The sequence below is a fragment of the Streptomyces sp. NPDC006393 genome (assembly GCF_040628575.1).
Classification (GTDB): Bacteria; Actinomycetota; Actinomycetes; order Streptomycetales; family Streptomycetaceae; genus Streptomyces.
In genome coordinates, this window is the sequence record NZ_JBEXZD010000137.1 from 1 (window position 1) to 20,502 (window position 20,502).

Sequence of the window (20,502 nt, forward strand, 5' to 3'; positions counted from 1 at the left end):
ATGCACCCCGCGAGACTACGCGGGATGCATTCAAGGGGCGCCTGCCGCCGCCCCACCCTGCGAGACGGGGCGAACGTTGCCTGATGCGGCACTAGCAGTCGATGAAGCCGAGCTCAGCGTCGGGCCGGCATGTCTCCCTCAGCAGCATCGCCCAGTTCCACCAGCGCTTCCCCACCCAGAGCCCGATTCGCGACACCAGCCGCATCTGGCTCACGAAAACCGTCAGGTCAACGGTTGCGGAGATCGAGTATCGGCTCGGCAACCCCGCGGCATAGCCACACTCATCGCCGCGAGAACGCCAATCAGCGCGTGACGATGCAGAAGGGATGCCCAGCAGGGTCGGTGAGGACCCGCGCCTTGTCCCCATGCGGCTGGTGATCCGGCTTGCCCGCACCCAACTCCAGCAGCCGGGCCTCGGCCTCGTCCAGGCTCTCCGCGACCTTGAAGCAGATGTGAAGCTGCTGGGGAACGATCTGGCCAGGCCAACTCGGAGCCCGGTAGTCCTCGACCCGCTGGAAACCGATGAAGAGTCCGTCCTCACGGTTGAGACCGGCGAACTCAGCGTCCGACTTCGGGTGTGGTTCAAAGCCGGTGGCCTGCTGATAGAACGCCGCCAGAGCCAGCGGATCAGGGCAATCGAGTGTTATCGCGACCAGTTCCATCTGCAGGGACATGAGACCTCCGAGCCGATCAGCGGACTTTCGCGCACGCCATAGAGGCGGCTGCCTACCGTTGAGCGGGACGGAGAGAGCGCGTTCGTTCCACTCAACCGTAAGCACAGCAGGTCAGAGCCCCACCATGCCAACAGTTATCTGGGACAGGACATCACCCTGACCGCCGGTGGCCGCGTGGTGCAGCAGGGCTGGTGGCCGAGCGAGACCACCGCGCGCCGGAAATGGTCAGGCTGGGTCGGCGAGTACAGCGGCCTGATGACGCCCGCATCGTTCTCGTCGACGAGGAGACCGAGGAGACGCTGGCCAGCTGGCCGTAGCGTGTCTTCAGTCCTCCGGATGCCGGGAGTGCTTCTTCACGTCGGCCTCGACGTCGTTGCGCGCCTTGCCCTGTTCCTTCGCGTGCTCGGTGACCGCGGCCTGGACGTCGCGGGCGAGGTCGCGCCAGGCGCGCCACGCGGTCTCGTACGTGGCGGTCTGCTGCGCGCTCCACGGCTCGCGGGTGGGCGGCCCGTACTGGTCGCGCAGCTGCTCGACCTTCGCCTGCGCTGCGTCTGCTGCCCGCTGCATCTCCACGAGTTCGTCGAAGGTGTGTGCCACGCGCGGATCCTAAGCGGGCTCTCCGGCGGTTCGACTGTCGGACTTACCGCCCGATCGGGTAGAGCCGCTGTCCTTCTCGGGCGAGTCCTCGACCGGGACAGGGTGTTGGAAGCTGTGGTACTGATGATCAGCGCGTCGCCGCAGGCCTCAAATACTGCTCTGGTCCGGGCTGCGGCGACGACGTGGCCGGTCGGCGTCCCCCGTTGCAGCAGGGCGGCCCCGCAGCACCCCGAACCGTCTTCCCTGTGCGCTTCGGGGCGCCGTCTCGTTCCTCGGCGTGATCACCCATGCGGCGCGGCGGTCGCGACACCCGCATGCCGCCTGGGTGAGCATGGCGGTCAGGTGCCCCGGGCCGCCCTCACCGTCGCCGCCGGCCCGGGGCACTGCCCCGGGTGCCACCGTGACGCCGGCCCACTCGACGACCAGGCCCTGACCGCCAGCCTTCGCCCTCCTGCTGCTGATCATCGGCGGTGCTGCTCTTGTGGCCGCGTACGGCGCAAAGCTCTGGTCGGCCGGCGATCCCACATGGCAGGCTCTGCCTCCAAGCGGGAGCAGGGGAGGGAAGGCGCCGCGGTGAGCGAGACGCCGAAGACCGAGCGGAACGTGTGTCCCGACTGTCAGGCCGGGCCGGATCCGGCCAACGCCTGCGTCGGGGTCGGCCTGCCGATGGAGATCTGGCACGCGCCCGACTGCCCGCAGTTTACCATCATGCAGATCAACTGGGAGGCAGGAACCCGGCGCGTCAAGGAGCAGGACGCGTGGGCCAAGGGTATCTTCCCGGCCGCGCACGAACGCCTGCGGCAGGCCGCCGCCGCGATCGAGCCGAGCACGGCCGTCCAGCCGTTCGTCGACGCTCTGACCGAACTGGTCCAGGCGCAGGCCGGCACAGACGGCTTCGTCCTCCTGCATCAGTGGGTGGAGATCCTGGAGCGGCACTTCCCGCCCCAGCTCCCCGGCCTCGACCACATCACCGAGTAGCCCCGACCACGCCCCGGCCGTGACTGCAGCCGGCGGTCCCGACCACGGCAGGCCGGAGTTTCCCGGCACCTGACCGATCACCGCTTCGATGGGTTTCCGGCTGTGCGGCCCCACACCGTGGCAATGCGGCCCGTAGGGTGCCCGGTGTGGCCGACTACCCCAGGTTCATCAGGCAGCAGGTCTCCTCCCGCCTGTACCGGCCGGACGGGAGCGTGGAGACGACGCGGGATCCGGCGGTGTGGACGCTGGCGCATCGCGGCTACAGCGGCGGCGGGCGGCTGGACGTGTGGGTCTACGCCACCAAGCGGGAGGCCCTGCTGGAGGGCGCGAGGCTCGCACTGGCCTGCGGCCTGGACGAAGACGACCAAGCCTGCCGGGACTTCGAGGCCGGCCGCCACCAGAAGGTCCTGGACCGCTACGAGGAAATCCACCCCGAGACCCACCTGCTCCGGGTGCAGACAGCGTTCCTGCAACTCCCCGACTAACTGCTCGACAGCGACGACCACGAAGAGGCGAACGGCCGCGTAGACCTACAAAAGCAGGATGGTTCCGTGCCGAGTGCGTTCGGCACGGAACCGTTCCAGACCCTACGCCTGCGTTCTTCGATCGGCTCGCGTGCCCTTACCAGCGCATGCCGAGCTGGTCGAGGTCGGCCCGTCGTTGCGGGCTCAGTGTCGCGGCTCGCCGGCGGGCGTTGTTGACGAACTGCCCCAGTCCGACCGCCTCGCTGTTTGCCAACCGGCAGCGTTGCGCCGGCCTTGGTGTGCGCCGAGCCCGCGGCCGCGCCGACGAGGAACCCCCGCGCTTTCGCGCCTGACACGCGCCTGCAGCACAGAGCCGACGCTCCGACGCACCCGGGACACTCCGCCGCAACGATGTTTCGGACAGGGTCGGATGGTTCAAGGTGCGGCCTCACGCGCGGGGGATTGGGCGCCTCCTGCTACGGAAAGAGCAAGAGCTTGCCGCTGGTCGCCCTGGACTCAATGTCGATGTGGGCCTGGGCGGCATCCTTGAGTGGGTAGCGTCGGCCGATCCCCGGACTGAGGACGTTTTGCCGAATCAGGTCGAAGAGCTCCGCGCTGTGGCGCAGCAGCGCCTCGCGAGTGGGGATGTGGTCGCGGAAGACCGGGTAGGAGACCTTGATGCTGTGGGGCAGTTCGCGCATGTTCACCACGGGGACCGCGCCGATGACCGCGCCGTAGTACAGCAGTAGCCCGTGCCGGCGCAGGACCTTCATCGAGGCGCGGAACGTGGTCTCCCCTCCGCCGTCGAAGACGACGTCCACGCCCTCGCCGCCGGTGAGCTCCACCACCGGCTCGACAAAGGCGTCGGCGGTGGACACCACGGTGTAGTCGGCGCCGCTGCGCCGGGCGGTCTCGGACTTTCGCTCGCTGGAGACGATGCCGATGACCGTGCCGCCGCGCGCCTTGATGAGCTGAGTCAGTTTCTGGCCGAGCCCACCGGCCGCGGCGTGTACAACAGTGATCTGGCCGGGCTGGATGTCGGCGGCCTCGGTGACGAAGTGGTGGGCGGTGATGCCCTGCATCATCAGGCTCGCGGCCACCTCGTCGGAGATGTCGTCGGGTACCGGCAGGGCATCGGCGGCGGGCAGCAGGATCTGCTGGGCGTAGGAGCCGTAGGCATATACCCAGGCGACTCGGTCGCCGACGGCGAACTCGGTCACGCCTTCCCCTAGTGCGCTCACCCGGCCGGCGCCTTCGACGCCTGGCACGAAGGGCAGGTCGCCGGTGGCAGCACCGAGCCGGCGGGCGCCGGTGTCCATGAAGTTCACCCCGGCCACGGCGATGTCCACGCGGATCTGTCCCGGTCCTGGCTCGGGGGTGGGCTGCTCGGCGATCCGCAACTGGTCCGGGCCACCCAGTTCTTCCACGACGATGGCTTGCATGTCGCGCACCTTCCTCTCGGTCTGCTCTTCACCCTCCCTCGCATAAAATGGACCGGCAAGTCCAAACTCGGAGAGTGGAGGAGGTCCCGTGACCACCAGTGGCGCAGCCGCGCAGCGCCTGACCCGTAAGGGCATGGCGACCCGGCGCCGCATCGTGGAGGGCGCCGCACAGGAGATCCGCGAGCGGGGAGCCTCCGGCGCCACCCTCGATGACATCCGTGCCCGCACCGCGACCAGCAAGAGCCAGATCTTCCACTACTTTCCCGGCGGGAAGGAGGAGCTGCTGCTGGCGGTGGCGGCCCGTGAGGCCGGACTCGTCCTCCAGGACCAGGAACCCCACCTGAGCGACCTGGGCACATGGTCGGCATGGCAGGACTGGCGCGACGCGGTCGTGCGGCGGTACGAGCAGCAGGGTGTCAACTGCCCGCTGGGCGTGCTGATCACCGAACTCGGACGCACCACCCCCGCCGCGCAGGCACTGACCAGCCAGTTGATCAGCCAGTGGCAGGCGGCCCTCCGTGCCGGTATCCAGCGCATGCAGGACAGGGGCACGGTCGGCCGGCAGTTGGACGCCGACCGCACGGCGGCCGCCTTCGTCGCCGCGGTTCAGGGCGGTGTGACCATCCTGATGTCCACCGGCAGCATCACGCACCTGGAAGCGGCACTGGACACGGCGCTGTCCTTCCTGCGCTCCGCTCCGTGACCGGCCCCCTACCGGGACCTGAAGGACCGGGCCTCCCCACGGATACTTACTTTTTTGTCGGTACTTACAGGGGCAGGAGGTACCGATCTACGGTGACGTCATGACGCACATCACCACGAATTTTCCAGCCGGCGAGGCTCTTGAGCGGCGCCTGCAGTATGTGTCCGACCGCATCGAGATCCAGGACTTGATGGTGCGCTACGCCCTCGGCCAGGATCTCCACCAGAGCGGTGACAACGATGTCCTCGAGCAGTGGGACACCGTCTTCGCCGCGGAGGCCACGGTCGACTACTCGGCGGCCGGCGGCTCGGCGCTGAAGGACATCCCCTACCGCAGGCTCGTGGACGTGATGCGTGGAGCCGACGGGTCCATGAGCGGACTGCTCAAATGGCAGCACTTCCAGGGCTGTTCGACGGTCGCCATAGAGGGCGACACCGCTCTGGCCCGCACTCAGCACCTGCACACCCACCAGGGCAGCACGGACGGCCGGGGCTGGAACCTCATCCAGACGGGGTTCTTCGTCGACCGCCTCGAACGGCGTCCCGAGGGCTGGCGCATCGTCCACCGCACCCTGGAGATCATCTGGATGGACACCTTCCCGACCGCCTGACTCAGCCCGGCTTCAGGCGGGCCGGAGCGCCCGCCTCCTGCGACACGCCGGTGTGGCCCGACTGGATCGTCCAGTCGTGCAGGGCCGTGAGGGCGGCGGCCAACGCGCGCCCGGCCGCGGTCAGTTCGTACTCGACGTGCGGCGGCACTTCGGGATAGGCGATGCGGCGCACCACGCCGTCGCTCTCCAGGGCGCGCAGCTGCTGGATCAGCATCTTCTGGGTCACCTGCGGGATCGCGCGTTCGAGGTCGGAGAACCGGCGAGGCTCACGGACGAGAAGGTGGTGGATGATCAGCAGTTTCCATCGACCCCGGATGACCCCCAGAGCGTGCTCGACCCGGCTGATGGAGCAGTCCGGATAGGTGCGCCGTTCGAGGTTTCTGCGTGTTCCATGTCGCTAGGTTCCGCTGTCGGGGGCGGGTGACGGTCCGCCGGGGTGAGCCGTGAGCGCCGCTACCAGTCGCCGGTTCGCTTCCTGTGCCGTCATGCCCCAGTCCCACTCCATCTTGTGCAGGCGCATGGAGACCACGCCGTGCCAGGCGGACCACAGCAGCAGGGCGGCGGCGAACGGGGCGTCCGGGTCGACGCCGCGGGCCAGGTCAACGATCCGCCGCTGCAGACGTGGGCCGTGCGCGGCGCGGGTTGCAGGGAGCTCGTCGCCGCTCTCGAACAGCAGTTGGTAGGCGCCGGGGTGGTCCAGCGCCCACGCGATGTACGCGTCGCCCGCGACCGCCAGCAGGTCGGCGCCGTCGGATGCGGCGTCCAGCGCCGTTTCGACAGTCTCGATCAGGGAGGCGTACTCGGCGTCGAGGACTGCGGATCGCAGGTCCGCCTCCGAAGGGAAATGCCAGTAGACCGCCGACGGGGCGACCCCGCAGGCCCGCGCAATCGACCGCAGCGACGGCACGGCGATGGCCTGCGGCTGCGCAAGCATGCCCACCGCAGCAGCGACCAGCTCGGCACGCAGGTCCCGGACGTCCTTGGTCTCGTCCTTGCTCTTCACCAGGCCATTGAACACCCGTTCAATGTACGCTGCAATGAACGGGTGTTCAGGAAAGAGGAAGATGATGCTCACGCTCATGACGGTGATCCGGAAACGGCCCGAGATCTCCACGGAGGACTTCCGCCGCTTCATGGAGCACGAGTACGGCCCGACGTACGCCTCCCTGCCCCAGGTGCGGGAGTACGTGCAGTACTACCTGTCGGACGCCGGCCAGGACGGCGCCGAGGAGCCCATCGATGCCATCGTCCGCATCAGCTTCGACTCGGAAGTGACGATGCGCGAGGCACTCGCCACCGAGGCGTACCAAAAAGCGCACGACCTGCGGCAGGCATACATGCGCGACACGTCGGTCGGTATTCACTCGGCCGTCCTGGACCGGCAGGTGCAGCTGGTTTAAGGCGCGCCCCGAGACGCCGGCGGCCCGCCGCGCGGCTTCAGCCGGCGTCTGCGAGCAGGTCCTGCGATAGGTCCCACAGGCGTCGGGCGTTGTCCGGGTCGACGGCGTACCGGGCGACGCCGTGCAGCGTGCCGGAACGGCGGTCGACGACCTCGGTCTCGTTGCAGTCGACGAAGTAGCGGCCGCCCACGCCCTCCAGCAACGGGGACGTCGCGAGCAGGACGGAGGTCGCGGCGCCCTGTTCGACGGTCTTGATGAGCTCGGCCGGGACGCGGCCGCTGCCCCGGCCGCCGGTGTGGCGCTGAAGGTTGGTGTAAATGGCGCCGGGCATGAGGGCGTTGGCGGTGATGTTGTCGGAGGCCCAGCGGCGGGTCGCCTCCACCGCGAACAGGATGTTGGCGGTCTTGGACTGACCGTAGGCCAGCCACGGGTCGTAGGGGCGGAAGGCGAAGTTGACGTCGTCCCACACGATGGGTGACTGCTGGTGGCCGGTGGAACTCACCACGACGATGCGGGCGTTGCCGTCGGCGGCCAGCGCGTCGTGCAGGGCGGTGGCGAGGGCGAAGTGACCCAGATGGTTGGTGGCGAACTGCCACTCCCAGCCCTGCTCGGTGTACTGCTCCGGGCAGGCCATGACACCAGCGTTGTTCACCAGGATGTGCAACGGGCCCCGCCAGCCGGCCGCGAACGCGGTGACGGACGCGGGATCGGCCAGGTCGAGCTGTGCGACCTGCACGTCCTCGTTGCCGCTCGATGTGGTGATGTCCTTGGCGACGCGCTCGCCCGCCGCAACGTCCCGGACGGCCAGCGTCACGGCCGCGCCGGTCGCGGCCAGCGCCCGGGCCGTCTCGGCGCCGAGGCCCGAGGAGGCACCGGTGACCACGGCATGGCGGCCGGTGAGGTCGATCCCCTGCGCGACCTCGGCGGCCGTGCTGGAGAAACCGAACGGGGTGGTGATGGCACTCATGAGTGAACTCCTTGCTGAGTACGGAAGATCTGCGTGACGGCCCTGCGCGTTTCAGGGCGTGAGCATCCGGTCCTGCTCCACCGGCGGTGTGCCGTCGTGCCAGGGCAGGGCCTTGCCGAAGCGGACCAGCTCGCCGTACAGGGCGGGATCGACGTGATCGGCGAAGACCAGGTCGAGCACGGCCTCGGCGGCCTGGGCGGGTGACTGGGCCTGGCTGTAGTCGCTGAACCAGGGGCGCGAGGTGGCGGTGTCGACCATGCCGGGACACACGGACGCGATCAGGGTGCCGGTGGCGAGGTCGCGTTCGCGGCGTTCCGCGGCGAGCGCGCGGACGGCTGCGACCTGAGCCACCTTCGAGGGCACGTTCAGCCAGATGGGCCAGCCCGCCTCCTGCGCGGTCCGGTTGTGGATGGCGCTGCGCCACGACTCGACGGCGTACTCGACCTGCTCCAGGCTCGCCCCGTCGAACAAGTGGTGCAGCCGCGGGTCGAGGTGACCGAGGGTGCCGAGGCTGCTGGCCACGACGAGCAGCCGGCCGCCCGGGCGCAGCATCGGGCCGATGGAGCGCAGGATTGCGTGCGTGGCGGTGTTGGAGACGTCGATGAACTCGTCCGCCCGCTCGGCCTGCGACTCCTCGGGCAGCAGCCGGGCGACCGCGTTGGAGATGACCACGTCGACCCCTCCGTGCCTGGCCCAGAGGTCCTCGGCGAGGCTGCTGAGCGCATCGGTGTCCGTGACGTCCAGGACCCGGCCCTCGACGCGGGCGCGCGTGCCGGGCAGCGCGGCGACCTCGCGGGCAGCGTCATGCACGCGCTGGTGGCTGCGGCCAGTGAGCAGGACCAGGTCGTCCGGGTTCATGCGGGCCGCCAGCCCTTCGACGAGGGCGCGGCCGAGTCCTTGGTTGGCGCCCGTGACGAGGGCGATACGTGAAGCGTTCATGCATGCCACGCTAGGAACGCCACAGCCATGAGTCCAACGAAAGTTCGGCAAGGGTAGTATGCGTAAACGTCATGGACTTCTCGGATGTGTCACTCACTGCGCTGCGTGTCTTCCGCGCCGTCGCCGAACAGGGAACCTTCACCGCGGCCGCCGCGTCGCTGGGCTACACCCAGTCCGCGGTGTCCCGGCAGATCGCCGCGATCGAACGGGCCGCGGGCGCCGAGCTGCTGGAGCGGCGACGCGACGGCGTGCGGCTCACCGAGGCCGGCCGCGTCGTCATGCGCCGCGCGACGACCGTGCTCGACGAGATCGACGCAACCGCGCGCGAGCTTTCCGGTCTGCCGGGGCAGGCCGGCACGGTCCGCCTGGGATGGTTCCCCAGCGCCGGCGCCGTCCTGCTCCCCCGCGCCCTGGCCGCCCTGCGCCGCACGGATCCCGGCCTGCATGTCGTCGGCCGGGAGGGCAGCACCCCGGCGCTGGTACGCGCCCTGCGGGCCGGCAGTCTCGACCTCGCCCTGCTCGCCTCGGCGCCGCCGTTCAGGCCGCCGGATGCCGAGTCACCCCCGCTCGTGCTGCAGACACTCACCGAACGTGCCCTCCGCCTGGCGGTGCCCACCACCCACCCACTGGCCCGCGGCGAATTCGTCGACGTGGCCGACCTGCGCGGGCAGCGATGGATCGCGGGCTCCTCGTCGGGAGAGGACCGGCTGATGGGCGTGTGGCCGGGCCTGGACGAGCGGCCTGAGATCGCCCACACCGCACGCGACTGGCTCGCCAAGCTCCAGCTGGTCGCCGCGGGCTGCGGACTGACCACCGTGCCGGCCGTGCTCGCTTCCGCCGTGCCACCGGGTGTCCGCGTCCTGCCCGTCCGCGGCGGCCCCCAGGAGCAACGGCGCCTGCTCCTGGCCCGACTTCCCCACCCGCCGACCGACCCGAGCATCCGGGTGGCAGCCGCCCTCCGTGCGGCGGCCCTCGACGCCGACACACCCGCTCCCCGGCCCGTGCGTCGCTCACCTGATGCCAGTGGTCACAACAGGGCGAACGTTGCCTGATGCGGCACTAGCCGTCGATGAAGCCGAGCTCAGCGTCGGGCCGGCAGTGCCCGCACGCCTCCACCCCTTCGGCGAGTGCCCGCAGCGCGGTGGCGCGGTCGACGGCCGTCCACCTCTTGCCTGCCATGCGGCAGTCGCCGACGTGGATAGCGAGGGGCGGCGAGGCTCGGTTGAGCCCGCGCTCGAGGATCCAGTCCGGTACTGGCGGCCGGGCGTCGATGCCACGCTGCCGCTCCTGCTCCTGCCGTTCAGCTGCCGCGATCTGCTGCCGGACCCGGGCGAGGGTGTAGGACAGCCAGGTCTCCAGAGTGCGGAGACGGGGCAGATCCGGCGGCAGATCGTTCACATGTTCGATTCTATGATGGTGGGGTGAGACAGCAATCCACCGGCAACGACCCCAGCCGCTATCACCTCACCCTGACCGCCGGCGGCCGCGTGGTGCAGCAGGGCTGGTGGCCGAGCGAGGCGACCGCGCGCTGGAAATGGTCCGGCTGGGTCGGCGAGTACAGCGGCCTGCATGACGTCCGCATCGTCCTCGTCGACGAGGAGACCGAGGAGACGCTGGCCAGCTGGCCGTAGCGTGTCGCCGAGTGGTTCGAGGACCGCATCACACATGCCACGGCCGCCGGATTGTCCCTCACCCTCTGGTGAAGTCGTGGGTCGTGGCTCACTGCGCGACCGGGCTGCGTTTCGGTGAAGATCCTGCGGGTATGCGCATTTCGGGTGTAACTCGGCAGGTATAAGGGGGTTTGACCCCATGTCGATAGGGACACTTCTCGAGATCATCATTCCCGTCGTGGTGGTGCTGGCCCTTGCGGTGACGCTCTTCCTGCTTGCGCGGCGTCATCGTCTACGTGAACGCTTCGGCCCGGAGTACGAACGGACGGTGGAGACTGCCGGGGGCCGTATGGCAGGTGAGCGTGAGCTGAGGCAGCGCGAACGGCGTCACGATGAGCTGGAGATCAAGCCGCTGCCGAGCAACGTGCGGGATCGGTATGCCCGGGACTGGTCCAGCGTCCAGGAAGAGTTCGTGGACCGGCCGGAGGACGCCGTGCATGACGCCGACCGGCTGGTGACCTCCTTGATGCGCGAGCGTGGCTACCCCACCGAGGGCTTCGAGCAACGGCTCAAGGACCTCTCGGTGGAACACGGCCGCACTCTGGAGCACTACCGGGCAGCCCACCAAGTCGACACGCTCAGCGCCCAACACCAGGTGACCACCGAGCAGCTGCGGGGAGCGATGGTCCACTACCGCGCCCTCTTCGACGAACTGCTCGCCGATGGCGGCCAAGCCCGTCATGCCCGGGCCTAAAGCGGCCCAAAGATCCCGACCCGAGGCGCCGAAGGCGCTGGGGACGGAGGAAACCATGCAGCGCAACGACAGGACCGACCCCAGTGAGACCGGCGAAGCCGGCCTGAGTACAGAGGATCTCGCCCAGCCTCGCAGCCGGCCGGAGGAGGCACCAGAAGGGCAGACCGGGGTTCCTGCCTTCCCCGGCGAGAGTGCCGCTGAGCCGCGAGGAACTGATAAGGCTCCGGCTCCGGAGGCGGGCAGTCAGGCAGAGGAGGAGGCTCCGCATCTGCTGGCGACGGATGACGAGGAGGGCTTCCGGGTGCGCTGGCAGGAGGTGCAGAACAAGTTCGTAGACGATCCGCGCGATGCCGTACACGACGCCGACACCCTCGTGGCGGATGTCATGCAGCAGCTGGCCTCCACCTTCGCCGAGCACAAGCACGACCTTGAGGGGTTGGGACCGGGGCGAGCAGGTGGATACCGAAGAGCTGCGAGTGGCCATTCGCGACTACCGCTCGTTCTTCAACCGTCTGCTCGCCACCTGATGTCCGGTTAGAGGAAGGCATCCGCTCACAGAGGAGGCTGGCATAATCATCCTGGGTGACATCTGCCTGGTCCTCGGGTTCGTACTCGGCATCTCGATCCTGTGGACGATCGGCATCATCCTGCTCGTGATCGGCGCCGTCTTGTGGCTTCTGGGCACGCTCGGTCACGCGGTCGCAGGTCGACGTCACTATTGGTAGCCCGCCCGCAACCGGACCACGGACGATCGGGCCCGACTCATTGCTGGCTCCGACCTCCCCTCAGGGGAGAACTACGGCTCACCACCAAGCACCCGACCGATGGATGCCCGGCCAGCCAATCGCTGGCCGGGCCGCTCGCTGCCGGCAGTCCGTATGTCCGGCCTACCTGTAGAAGATGGCCACCGGGTGGTGGCCAAGGTGCCGAGGGCGGGAGTGCCCCATGACGGGGGGCGGGCGAGGACCCCGCACGACGCGGGCTGGTATGTGCCAGGCTAGCCCTGGCACAGCAGACCGGAGAGTGCCGGATGGTTTTTCGAGCATGCGCCCAGGGGCGTTGGGGTGGCGTGACCGATGAAGCTCCCTCGCTGGAGACGATCCGGGAGCAGGGCTGCCTGCTGGTCCGCATCGGCGGGGACATGACGTATCGCTCCCAGCCGTGGCTCCGCCGGCCGCTCGCTCAGTTGATCGCCGGCGGTGACCGGTGCGTCGTCCTGGACCTGACCGGGGTGTCGTTCTGTGATTCGGCGGGCCTGAACGTGTTGCTCGGGGCCCGCCATGTTGCCGAAGCCAACGGCGTGGCGGTGGCCCTGGCCTGTGTCCCGGACCTGCTGCGCAGGGTGCTGGAGATGACGCGCGCCGATCAGGTGCTGCGGGTGTACGCGACCGTAGCCGACGCCAGGGCGGCATTCGGCCGCCTGTAAAGACCTTCATGGTCGGTCGACGAAGCGCTGGCACTCAGATGTGGCCGGGGTGCTGGCTGGCCGCACCAGCCGTAGTCTGATGGTGACGCTGTGCCCCGCGTCTGCCTTGGCGCAGGGACCCGAGCGGACCTGCAGGCCGCATCCTTCACCCTCTGGCCGGTTGGACGCTTCACGCGCTCCTTCATGAGCGTCGGTTCCTGTGCCAAGGCAGTTTCCTATCGCCCTCAGGGCACGTCCTGTACCCGCCGCCTCCGGCGCGCGAATAGTTCCACCAGCCACTCGAGGTGGCACGAGGCGACGTTCAAGGTTTCTTCCGTGCCCTACCAGAGGAGAACGTTCAGCCTTGTCGCGGGCGCCTGGTCCGGGCGGGGCGGGCTGCACGGCCCGCCGTCGATCCCCGGCAGGTGCCTGCTCCGCTGAGGCTGGCTGCCGCTAACGACCCGGCCGTTGTCCGGTTGCAGGCTGGGTGGGTTCGGCATGGGGTGGATACACACCCTCTGGGCCGACCGGCCCCGGCGCCCGCCGTCCCCGGTCAGGAGTGGAGCCCACCACTCTCAACAGGGAGGTTCGTGAGGGCCGCTGCCCGGCCGGTGGCCCGGTGACGGACTGCGGGCCGGGCCGCCCTTTGGCGGAGAGGAGTGGGTCATGCGGCGGAGCATCTTCCGCGATGAGCGTCTGGACCTGGCCTGCGATCCGGTCAACGGCTGGACCGTGGTCGAGGTCGGCGGGGAGGTCGATGTCCACACGGCTCCCAGGATCGGCGAAGCGGTCTTCATGCTTCTTCGCACGGGCCACCGTCACTTCGTCCTGGACCTGTGCCCAGTACGGATCCTGGATTCGAGGGGTCTGGGCATGCTCGTCGCGATCACCAAGCGGATCCGTGACCGCGAGGGCTCCTTGTGTCTGACGTGCGTCGATGAGCGGATCCTCAAGGTCTTCACGGTGACCGAGCTGCGCAGGGTCTATGCGTTCTACGGCTCGGTGGAAGCGGCGACGCAGAACGCTCCGCACCGTGGCGGCCTGGCCGGGTGGCCGCGGCCCCTTTGCCGTTGCCCCGGACGTGAACGCGGGACCAGACCTGGGCGCCTGGCTTGCATCGGACCGGGGCACGCGCTGGGCCGCGCCAGGGGTGGCCGGCTTGCGGGAGGGGAGCCGGCCACCCCCGGGGGGGCTCCAGTGCGCGCCGCCCCCACCCACAGGAAGTGCGCATCGGTACCTCTTCAGCGTCGGCCGTCCCCGATGTGTCACAGCGCTCGTCGGCCAGGGCTGTTGCCTGGCGTCGCGGATGGAGGCGTTGGTGGTGTTGCCGGCGGACAGCAGGTCGTTGCCGTCGCGGCCGTGGATGACGGAGCGCAATGCGGGGCGGTCCCGGTGGTATCCGTCGGGACCGCCCTTCAGCAGCCGTTCAGCCGTGCGGTCGCACGTGCCTGCGCTGCGCGGCCGGAGGGCGGGTATCGGGTGTGGCTGTCCTCGCGAGGATGGGCGAGCCGTCGGTGGCCTGTATGAGCCGGGTGGTCAGGGCGTGTTCAGGTTGAAGTTCTGTGTCGTGGTGTTGCTGGCGCCGGGGCTGTCGATGTTGTTGTTGATGTTGATGTTGTTGAACATCGGGATGATGCCGCTGAGGTTGATGGGCAGGATCGAGCCGCCGCCTCCGCCTCCGCCGTTGTTCCCGCCGCTTTGGTCGTAGGTGATGGTCACCATGGCCGGTCCGGTGGCGGGTGCGGAGGTGCCACCGGCCGGGACGTGGTCCGATCCGCCGCCTCCGCCTCCGGGCCCGCGTGTACCGCCGGACCCGATGCTGTTGCAGCCGCCGCCTCCGCCGCCGCCGAACCAGCCGGCTCCGCCTCCGCCGCCGCCGCCGCCGAATGAGCCTCCGCCGTTGCCGCCGGCACCGCCTGTGCCGTGGGTGCCGGGGGTGCCGCCGGTGGGGCATGCGGCTCCGCCGGTGCCGGGGGATGTCTGGGTTCCGCCGGTTCCGCCGCCGCCGCTGTCGGTTCTGCTGCCGCCGGGCTGTCCGGTGATTCCGGCGTTTCCTCCGGTGGCCTCGGGCACGGGGAATCCGCTGAGACCGCTTCCTCCGCCTCCGCCGCCGCCCGCGACGATCAGGCGGGGGTCGGTGGCGGCGACGCCGGTGAGGACACAGTCAGGGTTGGTCGAGTCGCAGGTGCGGACGTCGCTTGCTCCGCCGCCGGGGCCGCCGGTGCTTGACGGTCCGCCGCCGGCGCCTCCGCCGGTGCCGACGTTGACGTAGAGGGTGGTGGTGCCCGACGGCACGGTGACGGTGCCGGTGACGGTGGAGCCGTTCCCGCCCGCGCCGCCGTTGGTGCCGTTCTGGCCTGCGGCGCCGGTGGCGGTGATGGTCAGTTGGGTGACGCCGGATGGGACGGTGAAGGGCTGGTTGGCGCCGGGGGTGAAGGTGACGGTTACGGGCGCCGCCTGGGCGGGTGTGGCCAGGGGCAACACCAGCGCTGCTGGTAGCGCCGTCGTGGCGAGCAGGACAGCGCTACGCCGGGCCGGGCGCCGCAGCCGTTTGGCGGTGGCTGCGGCTCCACGTCGTGGGGATACCGCATGTGGCAGGTTCAGTCTCACGCTCGGGACTCCTCGACACGGGATGCCGAAACCAGGGCACCGCGGACATGGATGTGATGTTCCGGTCCCTGCGCGGGACCTCCCGATGATCAAGCCACACCCGTCCGCTGTCGGACGTCCGGACACACCGTCATATTGCGCTGTGATCAATAGTCCTCAAGTCAGAGAAGAATATTTTCCGGGGCGCCGGTGCACCATACCGGTCATCGTCCCCGGCCATCTGGGGCATGCACGGGGTCTGCCTGCGGCAGGGTGAATCCCTGGCCCGAGCGCAGCATCACTCGAATTCTGGGTGGAAGAAGCCAAGCCACGGCTGGATGCGCCAGCTGTGCCTGTGAGACGGGAGTAGCGGTTCTTCTGCCGCGGGATTCCAGGATCTCGTCCCTAAGATGGGATCGGTCCGGTCGCCTCGGATGGGTAGCCCGGGGCGGCCGGACGATCGGCGCGCGCCGTGCACCCGGCCGCTTCGCCAGGGCGGCACAGTCCCTCCGCCGCCCTGATCTGTCCGTGATCATGGACGCCGGAAGGGATGCATCACGACCGGGAGGACCACGATCAGGCGCTTCCCGTCACCCGCTCACCGCCACCAGGACTGCACCCAGGATCACCCCGCCCGGCGACGACGGGCGAGCGCAACGACCTGCACACCACGCAAGGTTGCGCATACACGCGCCTCGGCTGCCCTGCCGTGTTGCTGTCAGCCGCAGGAAGTGCGCAGCAGCGCACTGACGTTGTCCATGTCCCGCCCGGTTAAAGCCGCGCTCCGAACAAGAACGGGGGCGGCAGTCTGAGGCGGTACCCGAGTGAGCCGTGGGGGGGGCATCTCGGATCCGGCGCAGCCTCACCGTCAGCGCATCCGGACGATACGTGGTGGCTCGTCAGAATACGGCCACGTCACCATAATGGACGTCACCTTTCCGGCCGCAATGGAATCCCGAATGGCTCAGGGAAAGGAGTCGTAAAGCATGAGGGCGGTCTCTTGATGCACATACTGCACACGCCCGGCGGTGGACGGGATGTCCAGGCTCGAACTGCCGAAGGAAAAAGGGAACGAACAGTACCCCGCCGGAGATACCCGGTACCCCTGAGGGTCCGGTACCCCCTGGTACCCCCAGCATCAAGGAGGAGTGCTCCTCATGCGAGTAGCCACCCCAGCAGTGTCCACGTCGCGGCGGGCGAGATGGGCCGCCCGGCTCGCCGGCGCCGGTCTGGCCACCACCGTGGCCATCGGCGTCACCACCAGCCCGGCAACAGCGCAGGAAGCCGGAGCGCCGAGCGTGGCCGGCGTGACGCCCACCACGACAGCCAACGGCAACCGCTGCCTGGACGTCCTGCCGCTCGACCAGGTGCTCTTCGACATCCAACCAGAACCCGGCATGAGGTTCAGCTTCGCCGACGACGGGGACGCCATCACCACCGTCCACACCGGTCCACAGGGTCCGCTGCTCGACTTCGACATCACCGGCCCCTACGCCGCTCGCGCCGTCCTCGTCCAGGGCCAGGCAGAGGGAACCACGCCGCCGAACTCCAACAACCTGTTCCTCTACGACGCCGCTGCGGGCTTCCCCACCGGCATCCGCGCGGACCAGGACCTGCACGCCCCCCAGGTGGACTCCAGCTACCTCGACATCGCCACCACCACGATCTGCATCATCCGCAGCCCCTACAACGGCGGTTCCTGACAGCGCCCCGGCGTCACCCGCGCTACGCCGGCCCACTCGACGACCAGGCCCTGGCCGTCACCCTCGCGCTCTGCTGCTGGGATGGTTCCGTGCCGAGTGCGTTCGGCACGGAACCGCCCCAGACCCTACCCCTGCGCTCCCCGCTCGCCCTCGCAGCGCCCCACCAGCGCAGACCGAGCTCATCAAGATCGGCCCGCCGCTGCGTACTCAGCGTCGCGGCCCTTCTCCGGGCGTTGAGCTATCCAAGTTCCGGATGAGCCCGGCGCCCTGCTGCTACTGATCCCCTCCGTGGCGCAGCAGCCCACGCTCGCCAGCAGCCTGCGCTGGTGGTCGCTGGAGCGCTCACCTTCGTGGCTGGCAGTGATGTTGCCAGCCGCGTCGCCGGCCCGCTCGACAAGGCACTCCCCTGGCGATGAAGCCGCGCAAAATTCCGGCAGCAGTCTTTCCACCTGCCGCCGTGCAGCAGACGGTTCCCCGCGGCTCCCGCGGTAGCGGACCAGTGAGAGAGGCCGCGAAACTCAGGCTCCGGCGGCCACCCTTGACGGGGAGAACGCAATGGCCGTTGGCAATCAGCCACTACAAACGCCGCGGACACAGCCCCTGACACCTGCACACCCGTCAGCACAAACACTGTTGCCGTACTAGGGCTGCATAAAGTCGCCGTACATACGGCGGATGAGCGCCTTGTTGTCGTCGATGAACTGCTCGATCCTCTTAGGGGGGATGGCGCTTCTGGATGAGATCTCTACCTTTCCCCTGGGTGAGACCTCGTCGATGATGTCAGGGAGCACGGCGGCAAACGACTCAAGGCTGACCCCCGTCTCCCTGCAAGCCGCGGCTACCTTGTTCGGTCCCGACGCGGACTCGATCTGCTTCGCAGTCACCGGTTCATTGGGGCCGCTACCCAGCCAGGAGTCGACTTCGCGCTTGAGGCCGCCGCTACTCAGGCCCCTCGTCGTGGCCTCAAGGAGCGCTTGCATCTCCTCCGTCATGTCGCTGCTGTTCTTCGCGGTTTCAGCCATGGAGACTCCCTGATGGTCGTGCCGGCGACGTTCCCCGCGATGGAAGCTGCGCTTCGGCGAAGGGGAAGGCCGGGCCGATAAAGCATTGGCGCAGGCCTTTCGCTGTGGCGGCGCGCTCTCACGCTCCATTACAGACCAGCACAGGGCATCCCCGATCGCCGCAACGTCGGACCATCCGGGTGATGCGGCTGGAGCCGCACCTTCACCGCCCCCAGCTCTGCACAGCGATCGTCGACCGGCTCCCCTTCAACGCCACCCTCATCGAGACCGGCACCGAAGCTATGGGGTCAAGCAGCTGCTGCGAGCGTTGGCAGTGTCGGTGGGGCGCTGTGCCAAAGCAGGATGGTTGTCACCATCGGCCACCGCTGACCTGAGGCTTCGGCGCGGCGAGGCACGGCAGTTGTCACCAGGTCGGCGTGCTACTTGTCACTAGCAGCAGGGCAAGCATTGCTGTTGGCACCGGCTCCGGCGCTCCGCCGTTTGGGCTGCATGGCGCCCCTGCCCAGCAGCCCTGTGCCACCTGTTCGGCAGGCCGCTCTCCAGCCGGGCCGTTCGCCACAACCGCTCTTGACCTGGAGCGCGCTCCAGATCCGAGCATGGGCGGCATGAACATCACTGACCCCCAGATCGTCCTCGGGACGATGGACTTCGGCACCCGCGTCGACCCCGACCGGGCCTTCGCGATCCTCGACTCCTTCGTAGCCGACGGCGGTGTCTGGCTCGACACAGCGAACTGCTACTCCTTCTGGACCGACCCCAGTGGCCTAGGCGGCGCCAGCGAGCGCCTCATCGGCGCGTGGCTCCGGGCCCGTCCGGGCGCGCGCGATGCGGTGCGGATCGCGACGAAGGTCCGGCAGAACCCGCTCGTCCCGCACTCCTGGCCGCAAAGCGCCGAAGGACTCTCCGCCCCCGCCGTCCACGCCGGCGTGGAGGAGAGCCTGGAGCGTCTGGGAGTCGATCACGTCGATCTGCTCTGGGCCCACGCCGAGGACCGCACCGCGCCGCTGGAGGAGACGGTCGGTGCCTTCGGCGAGCTGGTCGCGAAGGGAGTGGCCCTGCGGGTTGGGGCGGCGAACCATGCCGCCTGGCGCGTCGAGCGCGCCCGGTCACTCGCGCGCGATCAGCACGTGGCACCGTGGACGGCCCTGCAACTGCGGTACTCACTCGTCCAGCCGCGCCCGCTCACCCCCGTCCCAGAAGCCGGCCATCGCATGCTCACCGCCGAGGACCTGGACCTCGCACGGTCGGAGGGGCTCACCGTGTGGTCGTACAGCTCGCTGATATGGGGTTCCTATGTGCGCACGGACAAGCCGCTTCCACACGCCTATGATCATCCCGGGACCCATCGGGTGCTCGCGGTCCTGGACGCCATCGCCGGTGAGCTCTCGGCCACGAGGAACCAGGTCGTCCTCGCATGGCTGATGCGGCAGGGAATCGATCCCATTGTCGGCGCAAGCCGGGTGGAGCAGATCAAGGAGGCACTCGCCGCACGCCGAGTACGCCTCAACGACGAGCATCTGGCGCGCTTCGCCGAGGCGCGGTAGCGGCGGTTACCAAGGAGCCCCATGACCACCCTCACCCCGGCAACAGTCGCCGGCCGTACCGGCGTCTCCATCGACACGCTGCGCTACTACGAGCGCGAAGGGCTCATAGGCCCGATCCGGCGCTCCGCCGGCGGGCGCAGGGAATACACCGAGGACGACGTCTTCTGGATCGGCCTGGTCACGTGCTTCCGCGAAGCCGGCCTCGGCATCGCGGACCTGCGGGAGTTCGTCACCATCCTGCGCGCCGAGCACTCTCCGCAGGACCGGGTTGGTTTTCTTCGCGAGCGCCGTGCCGCCCTGGAGCAGCGGGTGGCAGCGCTGTGCCGGGCCATGGAGGTCCTCGACGAGAAGATCGCCTACTACAGCTGAGCGCCAGGAGCTATGCCCCTGGCGCTCACCTCGCGCCCGACCCACCGCGCATCGCCCACGATCCCGAACTCCTCGCCGTCTGGAGCCGACGACGCCACAACGTCTGCCACGGGCTGAGGCAGGCAGATGGACACACAGACGACCTCCCTCTCCTACCAGGCCCTCAAGCCGGTTGCTCGACGCCCACACTGAGCAACCGGCCAAGGCAATCAACAACGGCCGCCCCGTGGGTGACAACAAGCCCGCCTATGTGACAACTATCGTGCTCCGGCTCAGTCGGCGCGGACCCGACCTCGCCCAGGCCTCCTGCTAACAGCGCATGCCGAGGTGGTCGAGGTCGGTGCGTCGTTGCGGGCTCAGTGTCGTGGCTCGCCTGCGGGCGGTGTGACGAACCGGCCCAGCCCCGCCGACGCCCCGTCCACGGCCTCGACGTGCTGGTGCGGCACTACGAGGCGGCCTTCGCGGGCGTGGAATTGCCGGGCTGCGGTGATGTTCCCTTCCCACGCGGCCTTCTGGGAACGCCGTGCGGGCCGCTCGTCATCACCCGCTGGCTCCGGTCCGAGCGCGCTTTTCGGGAGCCACAGCTGGGCGGGCAGGAGCTTGTCCCAGCCGTGCCGCTGCGCCGTGGTCCACGCCCGGGACTGTCCTGAAGTTTGTGTATGTCCTGGTGTGAACCGTCTGGCATGAGATGCGGTCTCTGCCGGGAAGGATCACGGATGGGCAGCAAGGACG

General features: G+C 69.0%; 24 protein-coding genes and 1 pseudogene. 15 read left to right on the plus strand and 10 right to left on the minus strand.

The features are described from left to right. Positions 1 to 302 precede the first annotated feature (302 nt). Positions 303 to 674, minus strand: a complete 372-nt coding sequence (locus ABZ484_RS34520) for a VOC family protein (protein ID WP_358869910.1) — start codon at positions 672 to 674, stop codon at positions 303 to 305. Positions 675 to 998: 324 nt separating this feature from the next. Further along, on the minus strand, positions 999 to 1,271 hold the full coding sequence (locus tag ABZ484_RS34525; RefSeq protein ID WP_358869911.1) for a hypothetical protein: 273 nt from the start codon (positions 1,269 to 1,271) through the stop codon (positions 999 to 1,001). A 573-nt stretch (positions 1,272 to 1,844) separates the two neighbouring features. Between ABZ484_RS34525 and ABZ484_RS34530 the strand changes: the two genes are divergently transcribed. After that, positions 1,845 to 2,249: a hypothetical protein gene (locus ABZ484_RS34530; protein WP_358869912.1), complete on the plus strand. Its 405-nt coding sequence runs from the start codon at positions 1,845 to 1,847 to the stop codon at positions 2,247 to 2,249. Positions 2,250 to 2,395: 146 nt separating this feature from the next. Next, on the plus strand, positions 2,396 to 2,734 hold the full coding sequence (locus ABZ484_RS34535) for a hypothetical protein (RefSeq protein ID WP_358869913.1): 339 nt from the start codon (positions 2,396 to 2,398) through the stop codon (positions 2,732 to 2,734). 455 nt (positions 2,735 to 3,189) lie between these two features. On the opposite strand, the gene ABZ484_RS34540 is transcribed toward ABZ484_RS34535, so the two are convergent. Further along, positions 3,190 to 4,155: a quinone oxidoreductase gene (locus tag ABZ484_RS34540; protein WP_358869914.1), complete on the minus strand. Its 966-nt coding sequence runs from the start codon at positions 4,153 to 4,155 to the stop codon at positions 3,190 to 3,192. A 133-nt stretch (positions 4,156 to 4,288) separates the two neighbouring features. Between ABZ484_RS34540 and ABZ484_RS34545 the strand changes: the two genes are divergently transcribed. Then, entirely contained in the window at positions 4,289 to 4,858 is a 570-nt protein-coding gene (locus ABZ484_RS34545) for a TetR/AcrR family transcriptional regulator (protein ID WP_358869931.1), read from the plus strand. Positions 4,859 to 4,958: 100 nt separating this feature from the next. Beyond that, a complete protein-coding gene (locus ABZ484_RS34550) occupies positions 4,959 to 5,468 on the plus strand; it encodes a nuclear transport factor 2 family protein (protein WP_358869915.1) in 510 nt (169 codons plus the stop codon). Between the two features lies 1 nt (position 5,469). Here ABZ484_RS34550 and ABZ484_RS34555 read toward each other — a convergent pair whose 3' ends face one another. Both ABZ484_RS34555 and ABZ484_RS34560 read right to left on the minus strand, forming a co-directional pair. Beyond that, a complete protein-coding gene (locus ABZ484_RS34555; protein ID WP_358869932.1) occupies positions 5,470 to 5,814 on the minus strand; it encodes a helix-turn-helix domain-containing protein in 345 nt (114 codons plus the stop codon). A gap of 51 nt (positions 5,815 to 5,865) precedes the next feature. Further along, positions 5,866 to 6,543, minus strand: coding sequence for a TetR/AcrR family transcriptional regulator (locus ABZ484_RS34560; RefSeq protein ID WP_358869916.1), 678 nt, complete (start codon positions 6,541 to 6,543; stop codon positions 5,866 to 5,868). Positions 6,544 to 6,547: 4 nt separating this feature from the next. On the opposite strand from ABZ484_RS34560, the gene ABZ484_RS34565 reads away from it, so the two are divergent. Next, on the plus strand, positions 6,548 to 6,868 hold the full coding sequence (locus ABZ484_RS34565) for an EthD domain-containing protein (RefSeq protein ID WP_358869917.1): 321 nt from the start codon (positions 6,548 to 6,550) through the stop codon (positions 6,866 to 6,868). 37 nt (positions 6,869 to 6,905) lie between these two features. On the opposite strand, the gene ABZ484_RS34570 is transcribed toward ABZ484_RS34565, so the two are convergent. Together ABZ484_RS34570 and ABZ484_RS34575 are read right to left on the minus strand one after the other, a co-directional pair. Further along, on the minus strand, positions 6,906 to 7,835 hold the full coding sequence (locus ABZ484_RS34570; protein WP_358869918.1) for an SDR family NAD(P)-dependent oxidoreductase: 930 nt from the start codon (positions 7,833 to 7,835) through the stop codon (positions 6,906 to 6,908). 51 nt (positions 7,836 to 7,886) lie between these two features. Next, the gene (locus tag ABZ484_RS34575) at positions 7,887 to 8,774 is read right to left on the minus strand and encodes an SDR family NAD(P)-dependent oxidoreductase (RefSeq protein ID WP_358869919.1); all 888 of its coding nucleotides are present in this window, start codon (positions 8,772 to 8,774) and stop codon (positions 7,887 to 7,889) included. 71 nt (positions 8,775 to 8,845) lie between these two features. Here ABZ484_RS34575 and ABZ484_RS34580 point away from each other — a divergent pair, with 71 nt between their 5' ends. Next, a complete protein-coding gene (locus tag ABZ484_RS34580) occupies positions 8,846 to 9,826 on the plus strand; it encodes a LysR family transcriptional regulator (RefSeq protein ID WP_358869920.1) in 981 nt (326 codons plus the stop codon). A gap of 7 nt (positions 9,827 to 9,833) precedes the next feature. On the opposite strand, the gene ABZ484_RS34585 is transcribed toward ABZ484_RS34580, so the two are convergent. Continuing rightward, positions 9,834 to 10,172, minus strand: coding sequence for a DUF6233 domain-containing protein (locus ABZ484_RS34585; protein WP_358869921.1), 339 nt, complete (start codon positions 10,170 to 10,172; stop codon positions 9,834 to 9,836). A gap of 23 nt (positions 10,173 to 10,195) precedes the next feature. Here ABZ484_RS34585 and ABZ484_RS34590 point away from each other — a divergent pair, with 23 nt between their 5' ends. From ABZ484_RS34590 to ABZ484_RS34615, 6 genes and pseudogenes are all read left to right on the plus strand, one after another. Beyond that, positions 10,196 to 10,405 carry a hypothetical protein gene (locus tag ABZ484_RS34590; RefSeq protein WP_358869922.1) on the plus strand — a complete coding sequence of 70 codons (210 nt, stop codon included), beginning with the start codon at positions 10,196 to 10,198 and terminating at the stop codon, positions 10,403 to 10,405. A gap of 178 nt (positions 10,406 to 10,583) precedes the next feature. Beyond that, a complete protein-coding gene (locus ABZ484_RS34595; RefSeq protein WP_358869923.1) occupies positions 10,584 to 11,138 on the plus strand; it encodes a hypothetical protein in 555 nt (184 codons plus the stop codon). A 55-nt stretch (positions 11,139 to 11,193) separates the two neighbouring features. Beyond that, complete coding sequence (locus tag ABZ484_RS34600) at positions 11,194 to 11,676, plus strand: hypothetical protein (RefSeq protein WP_358869924.1); 483 nt, start codon at positions 11,194 to 11,196, stop codon at positions 11,674 to 11,676. A 31-nt stretch (positions 11,677 to 11,707) separates the two neighbouring features. Beyond that, positions 11,708 to 11,863, plus strand: a complete 156-nt coding sequence (locus ABZ484_RS34605; RefSeq protein ID WP_358869933.1) for a DUF6131 family protein — start codon at positions 11,708 to 11,710, stop codon at positions 11,861 to 11,863. Positions 11,864 to 12,207: 344 nt separating this feature from the next. Further along, entirely contained in the window at positions 12,208 to 12,564 is a 357-nt protein-coding gene (locus ABZ484_RS34610) for an STAS domain-containing protein (protein WP_358869925.1), read from the plus strand. Positions 12,565 to 13,209: 645 nt separating this feature from the next. Beyond that, positions 13,210 to 13,560: pseudogene (locus ABZ484_RS34615) on the plus strand (STAS domain-containing protein); the annotation flags it as partial. A gap of 519 nt (positions 13,561 to 14,079) precedes the next feature. Here ABZ484_RS34615 and ABZ484_RS34620 read toward each other — a convergent pair. Then, positions 14,080 to 15,027 carry a hypothetical protein gene (locus ABZ484_RS34620; RefSeq protein WP_358869926.1) on the minus strand — a complete coding sequence of 316 codons (948 nt, stop codon included), beginning with the start codon at positions 15,025 to 15,027 and terminating at the stop codon, positions 14,080 to 14,082. A 1,262-nt stretch (positions 15,028 to 16,289) separates the two neighbouring features. On the opposite strand from ABZ484_RS34620, the gene ABZ484_RS34625 reads away from it, so the two are divergent. Then, the gene (locus ABZ484_RS34625) at positions 16,290 to 16,835 is read left to right on the plus strand and encodes a hypothetical protein (RefSeq protein ID WP_358869927.1); all 546 of its coding nucleotides are present in this window, start codon (positions 16,290 to 16,292) and stop codon (positions 16,833 to 16,835) included. A gap of 641 nt (positions 16,836 to 17,476) precedes the next feature. Here ABZ484_RS34625 and ABZ484_RS34630 read toward each other — a convergent pair. Beyond that, the gene (locus ABZ484_RS34630) at positions 17,477 to 17,857 is read right to left on the minus strand and encodes a YidB family protein (RefSeq protein ID WP_358869928.1); all 381 of its coding nucleotides are present in this window, start codon (positions 17,855 to 17,857) and stop codon (positions 17,477 to 17,479) included. Between the two features lie 605 nt (positions 17,858 to 18,462). On the opposite strand from ABZ484_RS34630, the gene ABZ484_RS34635 reads away from it, so the two are divergent. Next, on the plus strand, positions 18,463 to 19,401 hold the full coding sequence (locus tag ABZ484_RS34635) for an aldo/keto reductase (protein ID WP_358869929.1): 939 nt from the start codon (positions 18,463 to 18,465) through the stop codon (positions 19,399 to 19,401). 21 nt (positions 19,402 to 19,422) lie between these two features. Further along, positions 19,423 to 19,770, plus strand: a complete 348-nt coding sequence (locus ABZ484_RS34640) for a MerR family transcriptional regulator (RefSeq protein ID WP_358869930.1) — start codon at positions 19,423 to 19,425, stop codon at positions 19,768 to 19,770. Positions 19,771 to 20,502: the final 732 nt, after the last annotated feature.

Coding starts and splice junctions, on each gene's coding strand:
- ABZ484_RS34520 (WP_358869910.1), bottom strand. CDS start 674: ATGTCCCTGCAGATGGAACTGGTCGCGATAACACTCGATTGCCCTGAT.
- ABZ484_RS34540 (WP_358869914.1), bottom strand. CDS start 4,155: ATGCAAGCCATCGTCGTGGAAGAACTGGGTGGCCCGGACCAGTTGCGG.
- ABZ484_RS34545 (WP_358869931.1), top strand. CDS start 4,289: ATGGCGACCCGGCGCCGCATCGTGGAGGGCGCCGCACAGGAGATCCGC.
- ABZ484_RS34550 (WP_358869915.1), top strand. CDS start 4,959: ATGACGCACATCACCACGAATTTTCCAGCCGGCGAGGCTCTTGAGCGG.
- ABZ484_RS34565 (WP_358869917.1), top strand. CDS start 6,548: ATGACGGTGATCCGGAAACGGCCCGAGATCTCCACGGAGGACTTCCGC.
- ABZ484_RS34570 (WP_358869918.1), bottom strand. CDS start 7,835: ATGAGTGCCATCACCACCCCGTTCGGTTTCTCCAGCACGGCCGCCGAG.
- ABZ484_RS34575 (WP_358869919.1), bottom strand. CDS start 8,774: ATGAACGCTTCACGTATCGCCCTCGTCACGGGCGCCAACCAAGGACTC.
- ABZ484_RS34580 (WP_358869920.1), top strand. CDS start 8,846: ATGGACTTCTCGGATGTGTCACTCACTGCGCTGCGTGTCTTCCGCGCC.
- ABZ484_RS34595 (WP_358869923.1), top strand. CDS start 10,584: ATGTCGATAGGGACACTTCTCGAGATCATCATTCCCGTCGTGGTGGTG.
- ABZ484_RS34600 (WP_358869924.1), top strand. CDS start 11,194: ATGCAGCGCAACGACAGGACCGACCCCAGTGAGACCGGCGAAGCCGGC.
- ABZ484_RS34625 (WP_358869927.1), top strand. CDS start 16,290: ATGCGAGTAGCCACCCCAGCAGTGTCCACGTCGCGGCGGGCGAGATGG.
- ABZ484_RS34630 (WP_358869928.1), bottom strand. CDS start 17,857: ATGGCTGAAACCGCGAAGAACAGCAGCGACATGACGGAGGAGATGCAA.
- ABZ484_RS34635 (WP_358869929.1), top strand. CDS start 18,463: ATGAACATCACTGACCCCCAGATCGTCCTCGGGACGATGGACTTCGGC.
- ABZ484_RS34640 (WP_358869930.1), top strand. CDS start 19,423: ATGACCACCCTCACCCCGGCAACAGTCGCCGGCCGTACCGGCGTCTCC.